Genomic DNA, 23186 nt, shown 5'->3' on the forward strand with positions numbered 1-23186 from the left:
CAACTATTGCATTTTAGCTAGTAAGCTCACACTATTATCAACAAATTTAACTTTTTTGTCATTTCTCTTGCCTTTTTATCAATACTTTAGTATGATACTCATTAAATATTTATGAGAGGTAGCCAATGATGACGACAAGTAAACAATTAAATCAACTACAAGTTAAATATTATTTTCGGTACTTTAGCAATTTGATCTGAGTGCCGTATTTGCCATTACATTAGGACACGCAGGTCTAGTACATCTGACAACTGCGCGGCCTTAAGTACTTTCTTCTTAAAAAAGCTCACACAGTTGTCGTCCTGTGTGAGTTTTTTTATTTAGGAGAATATCAATGAAAACTGTTAAAGAAATTGTTTTAAATACTCTAAACGGCTTATCCACTGGAATTGTCGTCGCGTTAATTCCCGGCGCCTTGGTCAACCAGCTAGTTAAGGCACTGGTTCCCACTTGGCCGGGGCTGAGCTTTATTCTGGCGCTAACTGCATTTGCGGCGGGACTTTTGCCAGCAATCAGCGCCGTGTGTGTAGGCATGACGGGCAAATTAACCCCGATTCAAACATCTTCTCTAGCCCTAGCTGCAACTGCTGGTGCCGGTAATTTTATAATGAAAAACGGCAAAATCGCCGTCAATGGCAGCGGGGACGTCATTAACACTGCTATTACCATTATGATTGGTTACGCCTTAGTTTTATTTTTAGGTAAAAAACTCAAGGCTTACACAATTCTATTAGTTCCGCTGCTGGTGTTGATAATTGCCGGCGGTATTGGCAGCTTAACTAAAATTCCCGTTGGCCAATTAACCACCTTAATTGGTATTGGCATTGAACACTTAACTAACCTGCAGCCAATCCTAATGGGCATCATTATGGGGATTATCTTTGCCTTACTGATTGTCTCACCAATCTCTTCAGTAGGGATTGCTACAGCTATCAGCCTTGCTGGCATTGCTTCCGGGTCAGCTAACCTGGGCATTACAGCAGCCAGCTTCAGTCTCGCAATCTTTGGTTGGCAAGCTAATTCTGTTGGTACTTCAATTGCTCACTTCCTTGGCTCACCTAAAATGCAAATGGCGAACCTAATGACTAAGCCTAAGCTGCTGGTACCCGTACTAATTAATGCCGGAATTGCCGGTGGTCTTGGAGCAATTTTTAAAATCGGCGGTACACCAATGAGTGCTGGCTTCGGTTTTTCTGGTTTAATTGGGCCACTTGCAGCAATGGCTTCTCGTCCAGCAAATGCAGCTAATATCATCTTGATAACCATCCTTTTCGTAATCGTACCTGTTGGTTTGGGATTGTTAATGAATTACATCTTCAACCACCAATTACATTACTTCACTAGCAAAGACTTCGAATTAGATTTCAGTTAATTTTAAAACCCCGTTTCAATTTATGAAGCGGGGTTTATTATTTTTTATTCTTGCCACGGGTCGGTCACTAATTTTGGACCCGTCATTGTTTTTAATAAAATTGTATCTGCTCGCTGCTGGGCAAATTCTTCTAGAGAAAAGCCATTTTGGCCGTTAACAACCTGAATATCAGTATGAACTTCTGGACAAACTGCCTGCAGTCGGCCAATTAGATTACGTGCTTCACTACGGGACATTCTAGGCAAATCCGGCAAAATAATATCAATATCCGAAGCCGCATTAACAACCGGTATTCCTGTGACCAGCTCAAATTGCAAACTGCCGCTGATGCCCCAATGATAGCCATTGAGCAGTGGCATAATTTTCCGCAATTTTATAAATGCCGCAAGCTCTGCCCGCTCTTTTGCCAAGCTGGGTAAGTACATTAGTGCTTGCTGCGGACTAATTAACTTTTGCCACTGACCTGATGGTAAAAAGGCCGCAAAGCGTTGACTTTTACTAAAACCACGAATTCCCACTGGGATTTGTGCACCTTGCTCACCACGCCGTACAACCACATAAGGTGCCCGAGCAAGCATTTTTTGTGCCCAAAGCGGTAATTCTTGCGGCACTAGTGCGTCAAGATTGGCTATCTTAATTAAAGTATGCGGCGGAATTAGTCCCATTCTTCAGCCAGCAATTTTCTAACTTGATTGGTAGCTTTGCGACCGCCAGCCACGCCATTCACGGCAATCTCGTTAGTATAACGAAAAGACAGGTCGATTGGCGCATCTTCCAAACTGGCAAAAGCATCATCTAAAGCTGCTTTAACCGTTGCAACAGCTTGCTTATCATGGTCATAACCCTTAACTTGCGGAATTAAGTGGTACAAGGCACCTAACTTTTGATAATTTTCAATATCATAGGCCATGGCTGGCACATGTTTAGTCGCTGCTTCAACTTCGGCAATTGTCCGCTGGGTAATCCGCGCGCTGGAAGCCTTACTCATGGCCTGAACTGTTATTGCCAGATCATCTAATGCTACTAAACGATTGGACTGCAGACCATGTGCTAAAAAGCCGCCGGAAACTGCATCCCCAACAATCAATGCCACTATTTTGTGACCACCTTGTCGTGCTCTTGCGTATGCACTGGCACTAGCTGCTAGTGCCAGATGAATGCCGATTAATTCTTCTTTATAACCATAGGCCTGACTAGGCACATCAACCACCAACACAATTGGTGTCTTCTCAGCTTTTTCCTTATCCTGTTCAATCAAGTCATTAACCACACTAGCAACCGTGAATCCTTCTTCAAGACCCACTTCACCGCGGCGAACCCGCGGAAAACGATTCTGCTCATCCGGCACAATCGCAATGTATTCACGATTATCCTTCTGAGCGTGTAAGACAGTAGCCACCTGACTTGAAGCATTTTTTATGCCGGTCAATAACTCGAACCAATTGCGACCACGGGACTTAGTTTGAGCTTCAATACCGGCAATTGCGGTTGCCAATTGGTGCGGCTTAACTGCAACTTCTTGATATAGCTCATTGTAAGTGGCAATAGTTAATGGCTGCTGTAAGTCCAATTGATCGAGTAATGATAGATAAAAATCACTACGTTGATCACGGTGAGTATCCTTCTTCTTGCAGATTACTTCATTAATTGCTTGCTTAATTGAAGTAACATCATCCGCAACAACCTCATCAATAATGCCGGTTTTTTGCCGCTGCTTGGTACCCAAAGTGTCCCAAATCAGATTCTTATCAGAGGCATCCCACTCACGCACGCCAGCTTCTTGTTCAATCACCTCAGGACCATTTAAGCCGATTCTTGCCTTGTCCGTGCCGATTAGGTAGGACAATAACGCACTGGTAATTGACATCCCGCCAAAAGAACCAACACGTCCCGGTACTAGCCCAATTACTGGGATATATTTCTTCAAGGCAATTACCATGTTTTGAATTTCAGAAATTGCCAGTAGCCCATAATTCGCTTCCTGCAGCCGGACACCGCCCGTATCCAAAATTAAAATGGGGTAGATTGTTTTACCTGTTTGATTGTCAGTTAGTGCGTGCTCTAATGCCGCCACAATCTTTGCACCAGAGACCTCACCAATGCCGCCACCCTGAAATGAACCTTCAATTGAAATAATCACCACTTGTTGATTATTCATGGTTCCTCGCATAATTACGACACCGTCATCCGATTCGGGCACGATATTTTGCGGCTCTAAATGTGGTGAAATCATGCTGTCAAATGGCCCAACTAATTCACGTCCAGTACCTTGATCGAGCAATGCCTCTGCTCTTTGGCGGGCATGTAATTCCACAAAACTATTGTTCATCTTTTAATGCCTCCATTGCCTGCGTCAAACGTAAATTTACAACACCGGGAGTTGCGCCGTAATCATTAATCTCAAAATTTGCTAGTAGCGGATAACGTGCAAAAAAGCGTTCCAAAACGTTTTGCCAGACTTTTTTGAAGCCGTCACTGCCAGTAATAATTTTAAGGTCTGCTTGTTTTTCTGCAGTAGGACGCATAATTATTTCCAAATCGCCAGAAGCAACAACACCAACATGAACAGGGTGCGTGATTGGCTGACTAGCGGCAAAAGTAAAATGTAACTTTTCCATAATTTTAATTCTCCTCTACTAAACTTAACTCCAACTGCGGAACTTAGCTGGCGGCGTATACAAGCCCTTAGACCACTGAACAAGGTCTTCCATATTTTGCGCTGCTAGAAGTGAACGCGTTGCCTGATTTCTTTTCACGCCTAAGTCCTCTGGAAAGGCAACAATGCCGCGCTGACGTAAATCTTCAACTACTGCCGGATTTGAGCGCAAGCCAACTGGCGTGACACCCGCGATTGCCTCAATTGCAGCCTGACGTTCAGCCATACTGTCGGTTTTGTAAAGATAGGCAATGCCTTCCTCAGTAACAATATGGGTTGTATCTTCAGAATAAATCATTATTGGTACGTTCTTCAGCTTAGCTTCCTTTTGAACCTCAACCGCATCTAATTGATTAACAAACACCGGCTTCTTATTGGCACCAAAGGTCTCCACCATTTGAACTACTAACTTTTGTCCCTTGCCTAACGGATCATCATCAGGACGCAAACTTTGCCAAGCTGGTGTAGAATGACGCCGGCCTGTTGGGTTCGAGCCCATATTAGGAGCACCACCAAAGCCAGATAACCGTCCATGAGTTACCGTCGATGAATTACCATATTGATCAATTTGTAGGGTTGAACCAACGAACATATCAAGGGCATATTGTCCCGCCATTTGACCATAAGCCCGGTTCGAACGCATTGTACCATCAGCGCCAACAAAGAAAACATCAGGACGAGCCGCGATGTATTTTTCCATGCCCACTTCGCCGCCAAATGAATGAATTGACTCAATCCAACCTGATTCAATTGCTGGAATCAGTGTCGGAGTTGGGTTGACCTCCCAGTTAGGTACAATTTTTCCTTTTAGGCCTAATTGCTCACCATAAGTTGGCAACAGCAACTCAATTGCTGCGGTATTAAAGCCAACGCCGTGGTTAACTGACTGTACGTTATGCTTCTCATAGATCCCACGAATTGCCATCATTGCCATCAAAATTTGCAGCTCGGTAATGTTTTGCGGATCACGCGTGAACAGTGGCTCCAATTGATACGGCTCATCAGCCGGAATAATCACGTCAACCCAATCTCCCGGAATATCAACTCGGGGAACTCGATCAACAATTTCATTCGCCTGAACAATCACAATCCCATCATGAAACGCGGCAGCTTCAACAATTACCGGTGTTTCTTCAGTATTGTAACCAGTATACAGGTTCCCCGACCGATCCACTTGGTCGGCTGCAACTAAGACAACATTGGGGATCAAGTCAATGTATAATCTTGCATACAATTCTAAATATGTATGAATGTCGCCAACCTGCAAAGTGCCGTCAGCAATCATCTGCGACACACGTGTACTCTGCGGACCTGCATAGGAAAAGTCAATTTTGCTGGCAATCCCATCTTCAAAAATATCCAAGTGCTCAGGTCGCGAAATACTGCTCATAATCATGTGCAAATGATTAACTTTTTCGGGATCAACACTAGCCAAAGTTTTTGATAAAAAACTGGCCTGCTTTTGGTTGTCGCCTTCCAAAACAACCTTATCACCAAAATTAATCAGTGTTTCCAAAACTGCCGTTGCATCTTCAGTTTTGGCAAACTTACCATTCAATAACCTGCTCGCATTAGTCAATTTTTGAAGTTTAGCCGCACGGTGTGTGGCCCAATTTCGTTTTTCACTCATTTTTACTACCTCTTGTTCCATTTGTTTAATAAGTAAATTGCATCTTCAATGCCTGTCTGATTAAGGTTAATTTGTTTTATATCGCCAAATTTTTGCCGCAAAATCGTCTTAAACGGCGTTCCTGGGGCAAAGTTGATAATTGCTTCTGGTTGATAGTCGCCGGCAACATTCATCATTTCTTCAAAATAAACCGGATAAACCAAATTATTAATTAAATCTTCACCAACAAACTTTGCCTGCCGAACACTGCGACCCGAATAATTAGTCAAATAGCGGCACTGCGGCTTACTAATCGTAATCTGATTAATTTCCTGCTGCAATTGTCCTACCACCTTCTTCATTAGCGGTGAATGTGATGGAACCGGCACCTGCAAGCGTTGAGCGATCGCCGCGCCATTTTGTTTAGCTAACTGCAATACTTGGTCAATTGCTGTCAATTTTCCTGATACACAAGTCTGATTAGCGGCATTTTGATTTGATAGAAAAACTGGCTCTTTGCGAGTATTTACTTCCTCGACTAATGGTGCCAGCTGGTCTCTAGTCAAGCCAACTACTACACCCATGCCAAACCCCCTTGGATAAGCAGTCTGCATTAAACCAGCACGGTGTTTAACAACACGAAACAAATCATCCTGCTTGATCGCGCCAGCCGCATAAGCCGCCGCAAAGGCTCCCAAACTATGACCTGCCACTAAGTCTGGCCTAATTCCAGCTGCCTTCAGTTGATTAATCTGATCGACTTGCACCAAGGCAATACTGACCTGCAATTGAACTGAATACTGGTAGCCCTCGATTGTGTCCAATAACTTTAAATTTAATAATTGCTCAACATGTTCTTTTAATTCTGGCGTAACACCAGCCAGCATCCCAGCAAATTGATTACCTTGTCCCGGAAATAGCCATAATGCGCGCAAACAATCATCTTCTTTCAATTACGACATTAATTTTAAACTTTATTATCTCCCGAAAAAAGGCTTTATTGTCTACTTAAATTTAAAAACATTAATATTTTAATACATCTTAATTGATAATCATCTTCAGATTATAGGTATACTTAACTATTTTAAATTATTAACAATCCATAAATATTAAAAATATTTCGCAATTATTAATTTAATATGCTAAAATTTATAACAAATTTATTAAATAAAAATTAAATATTAAGGAGCAAAATTATGCGCAAAACCAAAATATTGAGTTCCCTGGGAATTGTAACTGCAGCCGCACTTGCTTTGACTGCTTGTGGTAAAAGCAACGACACTGCAAATGAAAGCAAATCCGTTAGCAAATTGCCGGAATCAACACCAGTGAAGACTGCCAAACAAGGCGGCACCTTGAAGTTGGCATTGGAAACTGACACCCCGTTTTCTGGTATCTTTTCTAACGAATTATCAACCAGTGACATCGATTCTGCTGTTGCTAGTCCTGGAGCTGAGACCCTCTTTGACACTGATAATCATTACAAAATCACCGACAAGGGTCCCGCTACTTTAAAACTTAACCGAAAAGATAATACAGTAACTATTACTGTCAAAAAAGGTGTCAAATGGTCTGATGGTAAGCAAGTAACAGCGAAGGATTTGGAATACCCTTATGAGATTATTGCCAACAAGGATTCTAAATCTGAGCGCTATAACAAAAATTTAGAAAACATTAAGGGCTTAAAGGAATATCATAATGGCAAAGCCCGCAGTATTTCCGGAATCGAAATGCCTGACGGCGATAACGGCCGGACAATTGTCATTCACTTTTACGAATTAAAACCTGGCATGTATAACAGTGGCAACCGCTACTTTTGGGAGTCTGCTGAACCATACCATTACTTAAAGAACATCCCGTTTAGCAAACTGGTATCTTCTGACCAAATTAGAAAAAAACCACTCTTTTTCGGTCCGTTTAAGGCTGCTAAAGTTACCCGTGGCCAATCAGTTACCTGGACGCCTAACAAGTATTACTGGCGCGGAAAACCGAAATTAAATAAAATCATCCTGCAGGTTGTGGCTCCTAATTCCGCCACACAAGCAATTAAAAGCCACAAGTTCGATGTAGCTGATATTGTGCCAACTCAATGGATGCAAGTTAAAGACACCAAAAACGTTAACTTTGTAGCGCAAATTCCCTTGGCTTATCACTACATCGGCTTCAAAGTCGGTAAATGGAATGCCAAAGAGAATAAGAATGTCATGAACAAAAATTCTAAGATGAACAATAAGGCATTACGTGAAGCTATTGGTTACGCAATGAACGTTGACCAAGTAGACAAGCACTACACTCATGGCATTAAGTTTCGGGTACCAACCTTAATTCCAGCCCAATATGGTGATTATTCAGACAAAACCAATCCTGGCTTTAATTATGATTTGAAAAAGGCCAATAATATTTTAGATAAGGCTGGTTTCAAAAAGAAGGGCAAGTGGCGTGTCCAGCCAAATGGTAAGCCATTGACAATTACTTTTGCCGCAATGAGTGGTGATACCAACCAAGAGCCAATTGTTCAAAATTACTTGCAGCAATGGCACAAGATTGGCTTAAACGTTAAGTTAGCTGGCGGTCGTCTAACTGAATTTAATTCATTCTATGACAAGATTCAAAACGATGACCCATCAATTGACATGTATATGGCTGGTTGGGGCCTGCCAAGTGAGCCATCACCACAATCGTATTATAGTGAAACTTCAATTTTGAATTACATGCGTTACGTAACACCTGAAAACAATAAACTATTACGCGAAATCGATTCCCCGAAGGCATTTAACCACAAATATCGGGTACAAAAGTTCCACGAATGGCAAAAATACATGACTGATGAGGCATGGGCTATTCCAATCGATAACGCTTATACAATCACTGCCGTTAACTCCGATATTACGGGCTATTCAAAAGAACCGGCACAATCAAATAATAACCACCCCTTATGGTACAAGGTAGGATATGTTAAATAATTAGAATTTCTTCTTAATTTTGCACTAAAAAAGAGCAACTCTTCAAATTGAAAAGTTGCTCTTTTGTTTTTTATTCAATAACGTTTAATTGTTCACCATTCAGATAAGCTCGTAAATTATCAAAAACAATCTGCAATAAACGATCGCGTGTTTCATGAGGAGCCCATGCAATATGCGGTGTAATGTAACAATTCTTGGCTGTCAGTAATGGACTATCTGCAGCTATTGGCTCTGTTTGCGCAACATCAACACCGGCAGTAGCAACCTTGCCGTCATTTAAAGCAGCAGCAAGATCAGCTTCATTAATTAAGCCACCGCGCGCCGTATTAATAATGACAACGCCGGACTTCATTTGCTTAATTGAGTCAGCACAAATCATATTGGTTGTTTCAGGAGTTTGCGGCACGTGCAGCGAAATAATATCAGCCTCTTTGTATAACTCATCAAGACTTACTTGCTTAACCCAATCACCAGGAACTTCTTTAGGACGATGATTGTAGAAAATCACGTTCATGTTAAAAGCATGCGCAATTTCAGCAACGCGCTTAGCAATCGCACCAAAACCGATTAAGCCAATGGTCTTGCCTTGCAACTCAAACAACGGCTTAGCCCAAAATGTAAAGTCAGTATTGCTCGTCCATTTACCTTCATGAACTAGCTTGTTATGTAAACCAACTTGATTATAAATTTCTAATAGCAAGGCAAAGGTAAATTGCGCTACGGCATCTGAACCATAGGTTGGAACGTTAGTAACAGTAACACCAGCTGTCCTAGCTGCGTCAACGTCAATCACATTATAACCTGTAGCTGTTACGCCAATATACTTTAAGTTTGGCGCTGCATTAATCACCTGTTCATCAAGCGGTGTTTTATTAGTTAAGACAATCTCAGCATCACCAATCCTGCGTAAAATTTCCGCATTATCATTAACTGGTGTCCGATCATATAATTTGTATTCGCCAAATTCCTTTAATGGTGTCCAATCTAAGTCACCTGGGTTCAAGGCATAACTATCCAAATTTACAATTTTCACGCTGTTTCCTCGTTTCTATCATCAAAGAATTTTAATCAGTCTTATTATAGCAATTAATTGGATTAATTATCGCTCTATTGCTTATTTTTAACGCATCACTTAGATAACTAAAATATTGCGATAAACCCGTCTTTAAATTTGTTATTACAGTAAATTATTTTAAAACAAGAAAACTATCAGCGTATTCCTTTATACCTATTTTTTAGATATAATATTTATTACAGAACAGCTAAAGCTGGTGGCTATTTCTTTCAAAAGAGGTGGTGCTTATGGTGTATCTACACCTGATGCAAAATCCTAATGAAAGGAGGTTAGCCCGATACTTTTATGGGTATTGCACTTTTTATCTTGCGTTTGGCAATTATCTTTACAATATTAAGTTACTTATTGCATTCTTTAACGAATGCAACAAATTCCTTAACCACTTGGATTATTGCTTTAGCAAGATTGTTTCTTGTAATCAAACTATTTTTTACGAGAAACAAAAAGTAATCACTTTAGCTTGGCAGAGCTGATGATTACTAGATAATTACTATTTGCCACCACTTTAGCTAGTGGCTTCTGTGAGGAGTTCTATTCCCATTAGAACTCCTTTTCTTTTGTCATTATAGCACATGAATTTTGAGAATAAAAATTATACTCTTACTTTGTAGTATCTATTTTTTTCGTTTAAGCTATGACTGAACACTTAAGTCACGACACAATTATTATGCTATCGCCTATTTTTAATGTATTACTAAGATAGTTAGAATACTGCCAATAATTATTTAGATAATTTAGTATTAGTTAGTTTCTATCACATGATACATTTACTTGGGAACAGAATGAACTTATTGACCTACTGATTAGAAATAATAAAAAGAATAAAGATTTAAAAATTAATAATGTAGAATCCATATCTAATAAAGTGGGATTCATTAAACAAACTGAACAGTTTGGAGATTATTCAGTTGCAAGCACAGACTTATCAAATTATTTTGTCATAAGTGAGTATACATTTGCTTACAATCCATCACGTATTAATGTGGGATCTATTGCCTATAAATCACAAGGAAAACAAAATTCTATTGTTTCTCCTTTATATATTTCTTTTAAAACTACAGAAAAACTTGAGGATACTTATTTATGGTATTGGTTTAAAACTCAGAATTTTGAAAAGCAAAGAGAAGTTTTTTCGGAAGGAGGCGTAAGAGATACTCTTTCCTTTAATCAATTAAGTGAAATGCAAATATATATCCCACAACTGTTAGAGCAACAAAATATAGGTATCTTACTTACTAATATTCAAAAATTTATTACACTCCAAGAACGTAAGCTAGAACTGTATAAACAACTTAAGAAATATTTGCTTCAAAAGATGTTTGCTAATGAACAGGAAAAAACTCCACAAATTAGATTTAAAGGATTTGATGAGGACTGGAAAAGCGAAAAATTAGGTAACTTGGTAAAATTTTATTCTGGATTAACTTATTCTCCCTCCGATGTAATGAACTCAGGAACTCTTGTGTTACGCTCTTCCAATATTAAAAATAGTGATATTGTTGATGCTGATAATGTTTATGTCAATAGTAATATAATTAATTCTGAAAAAGTTAAAAATAAAGATATTATAGTTGTTGTTAGAAATGGTTCTAAAAATTTAATTGGAAAACATGCTCAAGTAAAACATTCAATTAAAAATACTGTAATAGGGGCATTTATGACAGGTATTCGAAGTGAAAATCCATATTTTATTAGTTCTATTTTAGATACACAAAAATTTCATATTGAGATTAACAAGAATTTAGGGGCAACAATTAATCAAATAACTTTAAGTGAACTTAAAAATATGGAGTTTACAATTCCAAATGCTAATTTAGAACGTAAGGAAATTGGTATGCTAATTAACAATATTAGTAACCTACCTATAACTCAAAAAAGCAAGATAGATAAAGCGCAACAACTTAAACAATATTTGCTTCAAAATTTATTTTGTTAAATCATAATATAATATATATGAAAAAAGGACATATCTTTCAGTTGATTTTGAAAAAGTATGTCCTTTTTATTTGATTCGAAGAAAATTGTCGTCTATTTTTAATAACTTTGAACTAAAAAATATATAATATTTTTTATTGGCAATGCTAGTGACATGCTATAAATTTAGGATAACTTGCTCATAAATTATTCCAATCTATATCATCTACGTTAGTAAAGCCTGTCTTATCTGTTTGTCGTTCACGAATGTTTTTCAGTACACCGGCATTTTTAAGATATAAAGTTTCATTAACGGAATTACAATGATATGACTTTTTTCGCACTTGAAATTATCTTTTGTGAACTTTCATTTTTTAAACTTCATTAACTATTTCAACGTTGAAATATACTTAATAATTTTATCGTTATCTTGATTATCTAGTTCGCGAATCACATGCAGATATGTTTCTTGAGTTGTTGTAATACTAGAATGGCCCAGTCTTCTAGCAACTGAAGCAATTGAAACACCAGCATAAAGCAGCACACTAGCATGAGTATGTCTTAAACCATGAACGCTAATTATTGGAATATTAGCACGATTGCATAAGACTTCCAAGCGATTATTAATTGTAGAATTAAATATTCGTTGCTGATCCTGAATAAATATTGGCTTGCTAACATCCATTTTCTTAGTCAAACGTTTAAATTCTGTGTTTAATTTACGATCAATTGGAATTTTGCGAATTGATGAATCATTTTTAGTCGGGATAAAATTGCTAATTTTTGATTTATAATCCCAAGTCTTATTAACATTAAGAGTTCGAGCTTCAAAATCAAAATCTTTAGCAGTTAATCCTAACGCTTCACTAAATCTTAAACCCGTTTTAGCAACAAGCAAAATAAAATAGTCCCAAGAAATTCTTGGACCTATTTCCAATTCTCGCATTAGTTTAATTAACTCTTTTTGACTAAGATATTTCTTCTTGTGATTACGACTTATTGTTCCTTTAATAACAACTTTACGGGTTGGATCGCGCTTAATTAACTCATCATCAAGAGCATCAACTAACGAAGATTTAAGATGACGATTAAAATCAATTACCGTTTGATGTTCATGATTTTGTGCATATTCATTAATGAGTTTTTGATATAATTTACGGTCTAATTGATCTAAAGTAACATGCGGTGCTAATTTCTTCAACGTTCTAAGAGTAATTTGATACTTTGCAAAGGTAACGGGTCTAACTGCACCATTTTTATATAATTCTATCCATTCTTCAAAATATTCCCAAAATAACTGCTTCTTCATAAAATAATACCTCCAAAATAATTTTGCCCATAGGGCTTAATTAGCTTAAACCATTTGGATAAAGATTAAAAAAGCAATGCAATTGTAGTTATAAATTATTGCTAATTGCATATAAAAATAATAAAATTAATTTGAGGTGATATTATGAATAAAACTTTACAGGCCCGAATGGATGGTAAACTTATGGATGAAGCAGAAGGTATCTTAAAAGATTTAGGACTTAATCGTTCAACTGCCTTGAAAATTTTTTATCAACAAATTGTCTGGAATAATGGTTTACCTTTTGCAGTAAAAAAACCTGAAATCCTAAATGAAGAAACGTTGGATGCTATGCATGAAGATTTGTCTAAGACCAAGACTTACGATAATTCGGATGAATTATGGCATGACTTGGGTATTTAAAATATGTTAAATATTAAGGTTACAGCTAAGTTTAGAAAAGACGTCAAGCGGTGTAATAGGCAAGGGCTACCAATGACGCAACTTAAGTTAGTTATTCATGAACTTGAACAAAATCACGTCCTGTCCTCTAATTATAAAAATCATGCTTTAGATGGAACTTACTCTAATTATCTTGAATGCCATATAAAGCCAGATTGGTTGTTAATCTATCAAATTACTCAAATAACTTTGGCTCTTATTAGAACAGGTAGTCATGCAGAATTATTTAAAAAATAGAATTTTATACAAAAAAGCCATATTCTTGATCTAGTTGAAGAATATGGCTTTTTGTATGTATATTAACAGAATAAGTTCTGAAGAAGGTATTGTTTAAGCTTTGAATAATTTTCTTGAATTTGATAATTCCATTTTAAATAATTATCAATTTTTATGATAAGTTTTCCAATTTTAAATTGCTCTGAAACATTTTTAGGAATTACAAGCTTACTATTAAAGAAATCTACTGGAGAAATATTTAGTAATCCGTGATTTCTAGCACCCTCAGTAGCTATTTGGTATATTTCTTTATGCCATTTGTTTGAGTCAAAATAGCATACAAGATAGTCAGAGTCTACTGTTCTTGTTTTAAAAGCTATATATAATGTTGATAAAGCTCCATAATTATATTTATCAAGTCTTTTAATTGCTCCAAAGGGAAAATCAGTCGAGTAACTTTTATTATACGCAAATTCACCTTTTTTAAGTAAAATATAGTTTCTTAAATTTTTACTTGCAACTTCTTTATTAAAGAATAAAGTTTGTTTGATTAAACCATATTTTGCCGAAATTGTTAGCGGAGTATTTGAAGTTAATTCGTTATTTTTACGTTTAATTCTATCAGTTAATTGAGATAATTTATCTTTTTCCCAGTCCTCATCAAATCCTTTAAATCTAATTTGTGGGACTTTTTCCTGTTCATTGGCAAACATCTTTTGAAGCAAATATTTCTTAAGTTGTTTATACAGTTCTAGCTTACGTTCTTGGAGGGTGAGTATAGAATTTACTTTATTAAAAAAATTACCGATTTTGGATTGCTCAGCAATATTTGGAACTCTTATCGTAATTTGATAAAAAGCTGTTGTATCTAAGTTTCGTCGCACCACACTTGCCCCTTGAGTAGAAGCATTTTTATATTTTTCAAGCATTTTTGAAGTTTTTAGCTGGGGAATTATGAATTGCGGATTTACTTTTTTAAAATTTAAAGTTTTATAGCTTGGAGAAACTAAACCTGTTCCAATATAGTTAACATTGATATTTCCTAACCATAAATTTTGTGGGGAAAAAACTAAGTTACCATTTTTGACGATCTTGTATCCTATATTTGATTCGCTAGATACTCGACCATTCCTTATTTCCATGCCAGAGTTTGTGCTGGAAAGAACAGGATATTCATTTTCAATTTTTGAGCGAATACTAAACTCTTTTAATATTTCTTTGAATTTTTGTTGTTCCCAAGCGTTAGTGAAGCCTTTGAATCTAATCCGCGGTACATTAGTATCTTTACTCATTCTTGAACAACTCCTTCAGCAATTCTATTTCTTGATTTGATTGTTCATCAGAGCCTACTAAGTCATTCAAATCTTCCAATATAGAGCTATTTAGTTCCTTAATCTTTTTATCAGTTTCTTGAATTTCAGCCACGACTTTTTTAATGTCAACTGGCGGTTCTTCTTCAAATGTATCTACATAACGTGGAATATTAAGGTTATATTCGTTTTCCTTAATTTCGTCTAAGCTAGCGTCATGAGCATACTTATCAACATCTTCACGCTTAAGATAAGTAGAAACAATCTTATCAATATCCGTTTCACGCAGTAAGTTTTGATTTTTACCCTTTTCAAAATCCTTGCTGGCATCAATAAAAAAAACATCTTTGCGCTCACGCTTCTTCTTTAATACCAAAATAACCGTTGGAATACCAGTCGAATAGAATAACCCCGCTGGTAGTCCAATTACGGCATCAAGACGATTCTTATCAATCAAGGCCTGACGAATTTTTCCTTCTTTGGCAGCTCTAAACAAAACACCATGAGGCAAGACAATCGCCATTGTACCGCTATCTTTCAAGTGATATAAACCATGTAAAACAAAGGCATAGTCTGCCTTACTCTTAGGCGGCAATGCACCATATTCTCCGAATCGCGGATCCTTTAATTTTCGGTCGTCATTATCCCACTTTTGCGAATATGGTGGATTCATAACAACTGCATCAAAAGTTTGTGGGCCTTCACTACCATCAGTATTTTTACGTTTAGGCCAATCTTCTTCCAAAGTATCAGCGTTAGATAAGGTCATATTCTGATATGGCACATGGTGCATCATTAAGTTCATTCGTGCCAAGTTGTAAGTTGTCGTATTTAATTCTTGTCCATAAAAGCGAACCGGAACTTTTTTTGCAAGTTGCTTACTTAATTCACCTTGAACCGTTAATAGCAGCGAGCCTGATCCCATTGCAGCATCATAGACACTAAACGGCTCACCATTATCTGTTGCAGATGCAGTTGCCAATCTTGCTAAAACTTGTGAGACTTGGTGCGGTGTATAAAATTCCCCTGCTTTTTTACCAGAATTGCCAGCAAACTTAGCAATTAAATATTCATAGACATCCCCTAGAATATCATGGCCAGATTCATCGTTATATTCAAACTGATCAACCAAATTAACAATCTTCATTAATGACTTAGCACGTTGATTAGTATTATTTCCTAAACGACTGTTACCTAAGTTAATATCTGCAAAAACCCCGCTAAAATCTTGTTCGGCATTAGTATTAATCTTAGTATTATCGTTGAACCGGTTAAACATCTCTTGAAAGTCTTCTGGCTTCAATGTATTATTATTAACTTTGTCAGTAATCGACTGCCAAGTATATTCTGGCTCAATTGCATAACCTAAGTCTTCAGCAATTGCTGTCAGAAAGTCTTGTAGTTCATCTCCTACTGCTTGTTCTAGATAGTCTTTATTTAATTCTTCAAAAGTATTTCCAGTCAATAAATCACTTTTACGTAAATGATCTAATTGATTTTCTGACAAATAACGATAAAACATGAAACCCAGAATATAATTACGATATTCATCAGCTGCCATATTTCCTCGCAATTCATTGGCCATAGCCCATAATTTATTTGTAATTTCTTGAGCACGATTTTCACTCATTTGTTTCTCTCCTACTTATTTAACTGATCTGCAAATTTTTTAAATGATTGACGCAATTTAGTATGATATTTAATTTTACTAAGTTCTCTAACCATTGTATCTTCTGCGTCATTTTGGTAATTCTGTTGGCCTTCCTGCACTATCTTGGATAGATCACCTTCAACATCTAAGTCATCTTGACCAACAACATGTTTTTCTAATAACTCGTTGATTCTTTGTGAATCAGTAATATCAACTAAACCCCATTTTTTCTTAAAGTCTAGAATTTCTGTTCGATGGTTCTTCTCAGTATGATCTTTAATTAACTGTTTTACTTCTTCTGATAAAACCGGATACTTCTGAATATCTACTTTATGAGCCATTAAATCATTAGCTACAGTTTGAACATCTTTAGCGTATTTTTCATCTTCTAATTGGGCAATGAAGTTTTCAATTTGCAGTTTGGTTTTAGCCGCTTCAGTCATTTGTTCATCATTAACTTGATTTGCCAATTGTGCAATCAATTCATCGAGATAGTCATAGTCAACGTCAATGTCTTTGATATGTTCCATTTCCAAAGTTAAGTCACTAACGTCCAAATGTCGACTTTTAGCTACACATTCTTTTATTTGACTAGTAAATGCACCTGTAAGTTTTGCTTCATCATCTTCAGACATTCCGAGCTCTTGCAATAATTTTTCTGGATGTTCCTCATCATATTTCTCATCCTGCTTAATTCTAGCCATTGAATGACTGTAATCATTCAGAGTGTTATACATTTGCTTTTGTTTAACTTCACTATGAGGAATATCATCAAAGTTATTAGTTAATGTGGCTAATTCATCCACTGTCTTCTTTAGCGCTTCAACTTCTTCATCGTATGACTTTGCTAAAATTGAGGTTGCTGCAACTTCAGGTAATTCTTCTTGCACAAAAGCAGATTGCCTGTCAGCATATGTTGCTAAAGCTTGCTTCATTAGCTTTTCTGCGTTCTTGGGCCAGCGATAATTAACAATGCGACCAAAGGGCTTTTTCTGCATATCATGAACCCTATTGGTTCTTGAATAAGCTTGAATCAGAGCAGACCCTTTCAGTGTTCGGTCAACATAAAGAGTATTTAATTCAGGGGCATCAAAACCCGTTAATAATTGATCAACTACGATTACTAAATCTAGATAATTTCGGTCATCAGCACTGCGATTTAGCCTAGACATCAGGTCTTGTTCATAATCGTCTACCTGATCATCTGTAAAGTTGGTATTGAACAGTGAATTGTAATTATCCATTGCCCTTCTTAAATTAGTATTATTAACTAATTGGGTATCATCATTACTTGTACTTTGACTAAAAGTTACGGCAACCTTTAGTGGCTTAGCCATAGTTGCCATCTGTTTATTAAATTCATCAAGATACATCATTGCCATTTCTGATGAAGAACCTTGACCAACATGAGTAGTCAGTAACGCGTTATATTGACCTTTATTGGAACGCTTGTCCCACTTTTCAAGAATATCCTCGACCACTTTTTCAACATGCTTGGGATTACGATCATAGACGCTTGGCTCCACCATCTCATCCATATCATCGGGTGTTAAATTATTAATTCGTTCTTCAATTTGAGCTTGAGAAAATTTAGGATATCTAAATTTAAAGTATCTTGGTAAATATTGGTTCTTCATCACTTCTTCTGATAAAGTCGTTTCAAAATCAACTTTAAAGCCTAAAACGTTTTTATCAGAAATTGCATCCTTGATGGTGTAAATATGAAGCGGGTCTCCGAATACTTCTTGGGTAGTTGGACCTTTTTTAGCATCAAAATTTGGCGTTCCAGTATAGCCAACAAATGCTGATTTTGGAAATGCTGCCTTAATCTTTTGCATCATGTCACCAGCAGTAGAACGATGAGCTTCATCCATGATAAAGACAATATTTTTATCAGAACCATAAACTTCTTTATGACTGGCAAGACTAGATAATTTCTGAATCGAAGTCACGATAATATTATTACTTTTAGACCGCAATTGTCGACCCAAATCATAATGATTTTTAGTTTTAGAAATTGATCCACCAGCAGCAGTATCTGCTGTTGGATCATAGGCTAAATACTGTTCAAAAGTTTGCTTAGTTAATGCTTTTCGATCAACCGCAAAAACAACTTTATCAACATTAGGTAATCTGGCAGCTAACCAAGCAGCTTTAAAGGAACTAATAGTTTTACCAGAACCTGTTGTATGCCAAATGTAGCCAACCTCTTTAGGGTCAAAACCAAAGGAATGATGCCGTAATTTTTCTAAAATTCGTTTGGTTGCATATACCTGATATGGACGCATTACTTTAACATTTTCATGATTTTTTGTACCATCTAAAATCATAAAGTTAGTTGCCATTTCATGAGCCATCGGGATTGAAAGCATTTGTCTAGCAAACTCACGCCATTCATATACTGGATGGTTGTCTTTTTCTCTTTGCCACCGAAAAGCAAAGTCTGTATTAAACTTATCCAAAGTGGTATTAGCCATATAACGAGCATCATGCGGCGTTAATGCAACTAAAATCTGTACTGTTGAAAAAATATCACTATACTGATTTTCTGAAATATATTGTTGCATCTGATTTAGTGCTTCTTTAGCATCGTGTGCATCAGCTTTTTCTTCAATCTGAATAATCGGCAGACCATTAATTAACAAGGTAGTATCAAATCTTCGTCTTTTGCGACCTACTATTACAGGGTCACGCCAAATCTGATTAACAACTTGATAAACGGTATTACCAGCACCAATATGACTTTGATCAAAAACGGTAAGGAAAACATGGTTACCATTATCCAAATCTACTTCAACTTGGGAAATTCCATTAACTCCGTATAAAAATTGCCCTGCTTCATAAGGTGTAGATAAATTCTTGATTTGCACCTTAACTTGGTTAAATTCATTAGTAGTTAATGGCTGATCTAATTTATCTTGATTATTTTGTTCTAAAATTTGCTTAAAGTTCACCCATAACTGTTCAGTCGTTTTTATTTTTGACATATAGGTCCATTGCTTGTCACCACCAATTTTAGTTAAATAATCAATTAGTTCATCTTCAAATTTTAATTCGCTGTTTTCAATTGCCATTTTTCGCCTCTGTTTTAATACCAATGATATTGTCTAAAATTTGATACACAATCCTATCTCTATTTAAAATATTTTTATACAATTGATTAGACTGTTTTAACTGGTCCACATATAACTTTCCAATTGATTTTTGATTTTCAACGCTCAGTTCCGGAACAATAATTTCTTTAAGAATTTTTGTTGTATATTTAAAAACAATGCTACCCTGCAAATATTTTTTTATTTGTCGATCAAAACATTTACTTTCGTTTAATAGAAAAAGAATGTATTCAATTGATACAGAAGTTCTAGGAATTAATTTAACAAAATTCTGTGTTAAAATGTATTTGTCGTGTTTCTGAGTTATAATGGCTGCTTTTCCACTTTGTAGGTTAAAAATCAAGTCACCTTGCTTAACCAGAACCACATCAGATATAGTTTTTATTTGCTTTGTTTTGCTATTATTTGTTAGAGACTGAAAAGTATCTTCTAAATAACAATTTCTATCATAAACAAAGTAAGATTTTGTATTACTTTTATTATTGACTTCTAGTCTAGATTGTAATGAACCACTTTTAAATTCGAAAAGGTCCTTTAATTTCAAATTTTGTTCTCCTTTCTTTTGGTAATTTAGCTAAATTACATAAATAATTATAATACATTTTCCACTAAAATCAAGTGTAATTTTTTAAAATTACTTTATTATCATCACTTATTGTTATAATTGATGATAATTACTATAAAAAGAAGGTACAAAAATGATTAAATTTTATGGCTATAAACGTTGTTCAACCTCGCGCAGTGCTGAAAAGTGGCTCCACGAACATGATGTTGACGTCGACTTTCAAGACTTGGTAGAGCAGCCACCTAAAAAAGAAGATCTAGTTAAGTGGATGACTGCTCATGAAGACCGCGGCTTGCGTTACTTCTTCAACACCCACGGCATGGACTACCGCAAATTGCACTTGAAGGACCAATTGCCAGACATGACTATTGACGAAGCAGCCGAGATGATGTCCAAGAACGGCAAGTTAATCAAGCGTCCGTTAGTTGTTGACGGCGACAAATTAACCTGCGGCTTCAATGAAGATGTTTACAAAGATACTTGGCTATAGAAGCGAGCTCAATGCTCGTTTTTATTTTGTCTATTTTCTATGCCTGCAATAACCTTTATAATAGGAAATAAAAAAGGAGCACAGTATGAAATATAATCAATATGCCTATGTTGAAACTGATTTTCAAACACAGGTACAAGAACTACTTACTATCAAATTTTTACCAGAAAATTACCAAGAACTGACTTTTAGCGAGTTGCTAGCTGAATTAGTTGAGAACACACTTGCAGAAGTTAATCCTACCGCGGATTTTGCTAGACAAGCCAAGTTAGGTGAGTTTGCCGTTTCTGATAACCAAACCCTAGCAGACTTTTTAGCGACTAATCCAGAAACCATTACACCAGAACAATTTTACAATGTCTCCCTGCAGCTGTTGGGTTACCATGTCCACTATGATTATCAATTGTCTGACCCACTGGGCTTTATAACTAAACAAGCCCTGCCAGCTGTTTCTAGCATTAATAATCGGGACGAACTAATTCATGCCTTTTACCGCTTATTAAATACCCGGGCCAAAAATGGTCAGCTCTTAATTGACGTCATGGCTGGCAAAGGTTACTTCCACGAAAAACTTCTTGGTATCCCCTACAGTAAATTCATCTTATTTAACGGCAAAAGCTTACCCGTATTTGATACCAGCAACGTAATTCGCGAGGTTGTCTATGTAGAAAGTGACCTTGATACTGATGGCGATGGTCAATCTGACTTATTGCAAACGACTATTTTTCGCCCAGTTGAAAGCGAAATGATGAAAGTTCCAGCGCTCTATACAGCTAGTCCATATTTTGGCGGTGTCATTGACAATGTTAAACGTAATCACAGTGTCGATGAGAACTTGAGTGATGCCACTGAATGGACTAATCCACAATATGAACCTGCTGCACGCGTGAAAGCTAAGCAGCCTAGTTCTGAAAATCATGCAGCAATCGAAGAAGCTGTCGGCAAATCCTCTTACCCACTAAACGAATACATGCTCGCACGCGGCTTCGCCAGTGTTTTTGCTGGCGGCATTGGCACACGTGGTTCTGATGGTTTACGGATCACTGGTTCTCCTGAAGAAACAGAAAGTGCCAAAGAAATTATCGAGTGGCTGCACGGCGATCGAGTTGCCTATACTGACCGTAACCGCACTCATCAAATTAAGGCTTCATGGTGTAATGGTAATATCGGTATGACTGGTCGCTCTTACCTCGGTACCTTGCAAATCGCTGTCGCCACAACTGGCGTTAAAGGCCTGAAGACCGTGGTGTCTGAAGCCGCAATCTCCTCTTGGTATGATTATTACCGCGAGCATGGTCTGGTCATTGCCCCTGAAGACTGCCAAGGTGAAGACATGGACTTGCTTGCCGAGACTTGTCAGTCTAACTTATGGGACGCAGGTTCCTATTTGAAGATCAAGCCTAAATATGACGCCATGCAAGAGCAGCTTTTAACTAAAGAAGACCGCAAAACTGGACAATATTCAGACTTTTGGGAAGCACGCAATTACCGCCACCATACGGATAACATTAAATGCTCATGGATCAGTGTTCACGGTCTGAACGACTGGAATGTTAAGCCTAAGAACGTCTATAAAATTTGGCAAAAAGTAAAACATCTCTCTTTGCCGGTTAAGCCGCACCTATTCCTGCATCAAGGACCACATTACAACATGAATAATTTGGTTTCAATTGACTTTACCGACCTCATGAACCTCTGGTTTGTTCATGAATTGCTCGAAGTTGACAATGGTGCCGAACAGCAATGGCCAACTGTCATGATCCAAGACAACCTAGAAGCTGATACTTGGCATCAAGAAGCTGACTGGAGTAACGAACTAGGTCAAGAAGTAATCTATTATCCAACTGATGATAATGAATTACAAAAGGACGGCAATGGCAAACAGCAATTATCATTTGTCGATGTGGGCGGACAAAAATTTAAGCAAGCCCATATTTCCGAAAGTGAGTGGCAATACCAATTTATTTGTGGTCAAAAGCCGTGGGCTTCATCAAGTCTGCGCTTTACAACTGATGAGTTTATTCATCCCGTAACGATTGTCGGTCGCCCTGAAGTTACTGTCCATGTTTCTTCTAACATTAACAAAAGCCAGCTTTCAGTCGCTTTAGTTGAATTAGGTGATCGTCAGCGCCTAACTGCCACACCTAAATTCATCATGCCTGGTGGTCAAGAACTTGGCTATCATTTTGGTACCGACACTTTGCAAGAATTTATGCCTGACAAGCTAACTCATGCCAAACTAATTACTAAGGCACACATGAACTTGCAAAATTATGCCGACATGAAGAAGCCAACTGCCATTGAACCGGACCAATTTTATGACCTAACCTTTAAACTGCAGCCGACTTATTATCGCCTCCCTGTTGGCAGCCGGCTTTGCTTAATCATCTATTCGACTGACCAAGGCATGACTAAGCGCCCACTTGAAGAAGTAACTTATACAGTTGATTTGGCAAAAACCGCAATTAAATTTAGTCAAAAATAATTAAAAAATCCGTTAGA

General features: G+C 37.1%; 18 protein-coding genes. 7 read left to right on the forward strand and 11 right to left on the reverse strand.

Annotated features, from left to right (window positions below; all coding sequences use genetic code 11):
• Window positions 1-334 precede the first annotated feature (334 nt).
• Window positions 335-1372, forward strand: a complete 1038-nt coding sequence (locus tag OZX58_RS05195) for a PTS sugar transporter subunit IIC (RefSeq protein WP_277140538.1) — start codon at window positions 335-337, stop codon at window positions 1370-1372.
• Between the two features lie 44 nt (window positions 1373-1416).
• Here OZX58_RS05195 and OZX58_RS05200 read toward each other — a convergent pair whose 3' ends face one another.
• Genes OZX58_RS05200 through OZX58_RS05220 form a run of 5 tightly spaced genes read right to left on the reverse strand, consistent with a single transcriptional unit; the run spans window position 1417 to window position 6572 of the window.
• Complete coding sequence (locus tag OZX58_RS05200; RefSeq protein ID WP_277140539.1) at window positions 1417-2037, reverse strand: malonate decarboxylase holo-ACP synthase; 621 nt, start codon at window positions 2035-2037, stop codon at window positions 1417-1419.
• The gene (gene mdcD, locus OZX58_RS05205) at window positions 2028-3701 is read right to left on the reverse strand and encodes a biotin-independent malonate decarboxylase subunit beta (RefSeq protein ID WP_277140540.1); all 1674 of its coding nucleotides are present in this window, start codon (window positions 3699-3701) and stop codon (window positions 2028-2030) included. Before mdcD ends, OZX58_RS05200 begins: the two co-directional genes overlap by 10 nt.
• A complete protein-coding gene (locus OZX58_RS05210; protein WP_277140541.1) occupies window positions 3691-3990 on the reverse strand; it encodes a malonate decarboxylase subunit delta in 300 nt (99 codons plus the stop codon). Before OZX58_RS05210 ends, mdcD begins: the two co-directional genes overlap by 11 nt.
• Before the next feature lie 24 nt (window positions 3991-4014).
• Window positions 4015-5658 (reverse strand): malonate decarboxylase subunit alpha, encoded by a 1644-nt coding sequence (mdcA, locus tag OZX58_RS05215; RefSeq protein ID WP_277140542.1) that lies wholly within the window; start codon window positions 5656-5658, stop codon window positions 4015-4017.
• A 5-nt stretch (window positions 5659-5663) separates the two neighbouring features.
• The gene (locus OZX58_RS05220; RefSeq protein WP_277140543.1) at window positions 5664-6572 is read right to left on the reverse strand and encodes an acyltransferase domain-containing protein; all 909 of its coding nucleotides are present in this window, start codon (window positions 6570-6572) and stop codon (window positions 5664-5666) included.
• A 261-nt stretch (window positions 6573-6833) separates the two neighbouring features.
• Here OZX58_RS05220 and OZX58_RS05225 point away from each other — a divergent pair, with 261 nt between their 5' ends.
• Window positions 6834-8600 (forward strand): oligopeptide ABC transporter substrate-binding protein, encoded by a 1767-nt coding sequence (locus tag OZX58_RS05225; RefSeq protein ID WP_277140544.1) that lies wholly within the window; start codon window positions 6834-6836, stop codon window positions 8598-8600.
• 70 nt (window positions 8601-8670) lie between these two features.
• On the opposite strand, the gene OZX58_RS05230 is transcribed toward OZX58_RS05225, so the two are convergent.
• The gene (locus OZX58_RS05230; RefSeq protein ID WP_277140545.1) at window positions 8671-9633 is read right to left on the reverse strand and encodes a D-2-hydroxyacid dehydrogenase; all 963 of its coding nucleotides are present in this window, start codon (window positions 9631-9633) and stop codon (window positions 8671-8673) included.
• A gap of 907 nt (window positions 9634-10540) precedes the next feature.
• Between OZX58_RS05230 and OZX58_RS05235 the strand changes: the two genes are divergently transcribed.
• Complete coding sequence (locus OZX58_RS05235) at window positions 10541-11611, forward strand: restriction endonuclease subunit S (protein WP_277140546.1); 1071 nt, start codon at window positions 10541-10543, stop codon at window positions 11609-11611.
• Window positions 11612-11977: 366 nt separating this feature from the next.
• Here OZX58_RS05235 and OZX58_RS05240 read toward each other — a convergent pair whose 3' ends face one another.
• On the reverse strand, window positions 11978-12898 hold the full coding sequence (locus OZX58_RS05240; protein ID WP_277140547.1) for a site-specific integrase: 921 nt from the start codon (window positions 12896-12898) through the stop codon (window positions 11978-11980).
• Between the two features lie 144 nt (window positions 12899-13042).
• Between OZX58_RS05240 and OZX58_RS05245 the strand changes: the two genes are divergently transcribed.
• Window positions 13043-13300, forward strand: coding sequence for a type II toxin-antitoxin system RelB/DinJ family antitoxin (locus tag OZX58_RS05245; RefSeq protein ID WP_277140548.1), 258 nt, complete (start codon window positions 13043-13045; stop codon window positions 13298-13300).
• 3 nt (window positions 13301-13303) lie between these two features.
• Window positions 13304-13576, forward strand: coding sequence for a type II toxin-antitoxin system YafQ family toxin (locus OZX58_RS05250; protein ID WP_277140549.1), 273 nt, complete (start codon window positions 13304-13306; stop codon window positions 13574-13576).
• 62 nt (window positions 13577-13638) lie between these two features.
• Here OZX58_RS05250 and OZX58_RS05255 read toward each other — a convergent pair whose 3' ends face one another.
• The 4 genes from OZX58_RS05255 to OZX58_RS05270 are packed head-to-tail and all read right to left on the reverse strand — an operon-like array spanning window position 13639 to window position 20173.
• Window positions 13639-14847, reverse strand: a complete 1209-nt coding sequence (locus OZX58_RS05255) for a restriction endonuclease subunit S (RefSeq protein ID WP_277140550.1) — start codon at window positions 14845-14847, stop codon at window positions 13639-13641.
• Entirely contained in the window at window positions 14840-16495 is a 1656-nt protein-coding gene (locus OZX58_RS05260) for a type I restriction-modification system subunit M (RefSeq protein WP_277140551.1), read from the reverse strand. The genes OZX58_RS05255 and OZX58_RS05260 overlap by 8 nt, the downstream gene beginning before the upstream one ends.
• 11 nt (window positions 16496-16506) lie before the next feature.
• Window positions 16507-19590, reverse strand: coding sequence for an HsdR family type I site-specific deoxyribonuclease (locus OZX58_RS05265; protein ID WP_277140552.1), 3084 nt, complete (start codon window positions 19588-19590; stop codon window positions 16507-16509).
• Window positions 19580-20173: a hypothetical protein gene (locus OZX58_RS05270; RefSeq protein ID WP_277140553.1), complete on the reverse strand. Its 594-nt coding sequence runs from the start codon at window positions 20171-20173 to the stop codon at window positions 19580-19582. The genes OZX58_RS05265 and OZX58_RS05270 overlap by 11 nt, the downstream gene beginning before the upstream one ends.
• Before the next feature lie 154 nt (window positions 20174-20327).
• On the opposite strand from OZX58_RS05270, the gene OZX58_RS05275 reads away from it, so the two are divergent.
• Both OZX58_RS05275 and OZX58_RS05280 read left to right on the forward strand, forming a co-directional pair.
• A complete protein-coding gene (locus tag OZX58_RS05275) occupies window positions 20328-20684 on the forward strand; it encodes an arsenate reductase family protein (RefSeq protein ID WP_277140554.1) in 357 nt (118 codons plus the stop codon).
• 85 nt (window positions 20685-20769) lie between these two features.
• On the forward strand, window positions 20770-23169 hold the full coding sequence (locus OZX58_RS05280; protein WP_277140555.1) for a Xaa-Pro dipeptidyl-peptidase: 2400 nt from the start codon (window positions 20770-20772) through the stop codon (window positions 23167-23169).
• Window positions 23170-23186 lie beyond the last annotated feature (17 nt).

The organism is Lactobacillus sp. ESL0680 (assembly GCF_029392855.1).
Taxonomy (GTDB): Bacteria; Bacillota; Bacilli; order Lactobacillales; family Lactobacillaceae; genus Lactobacillus.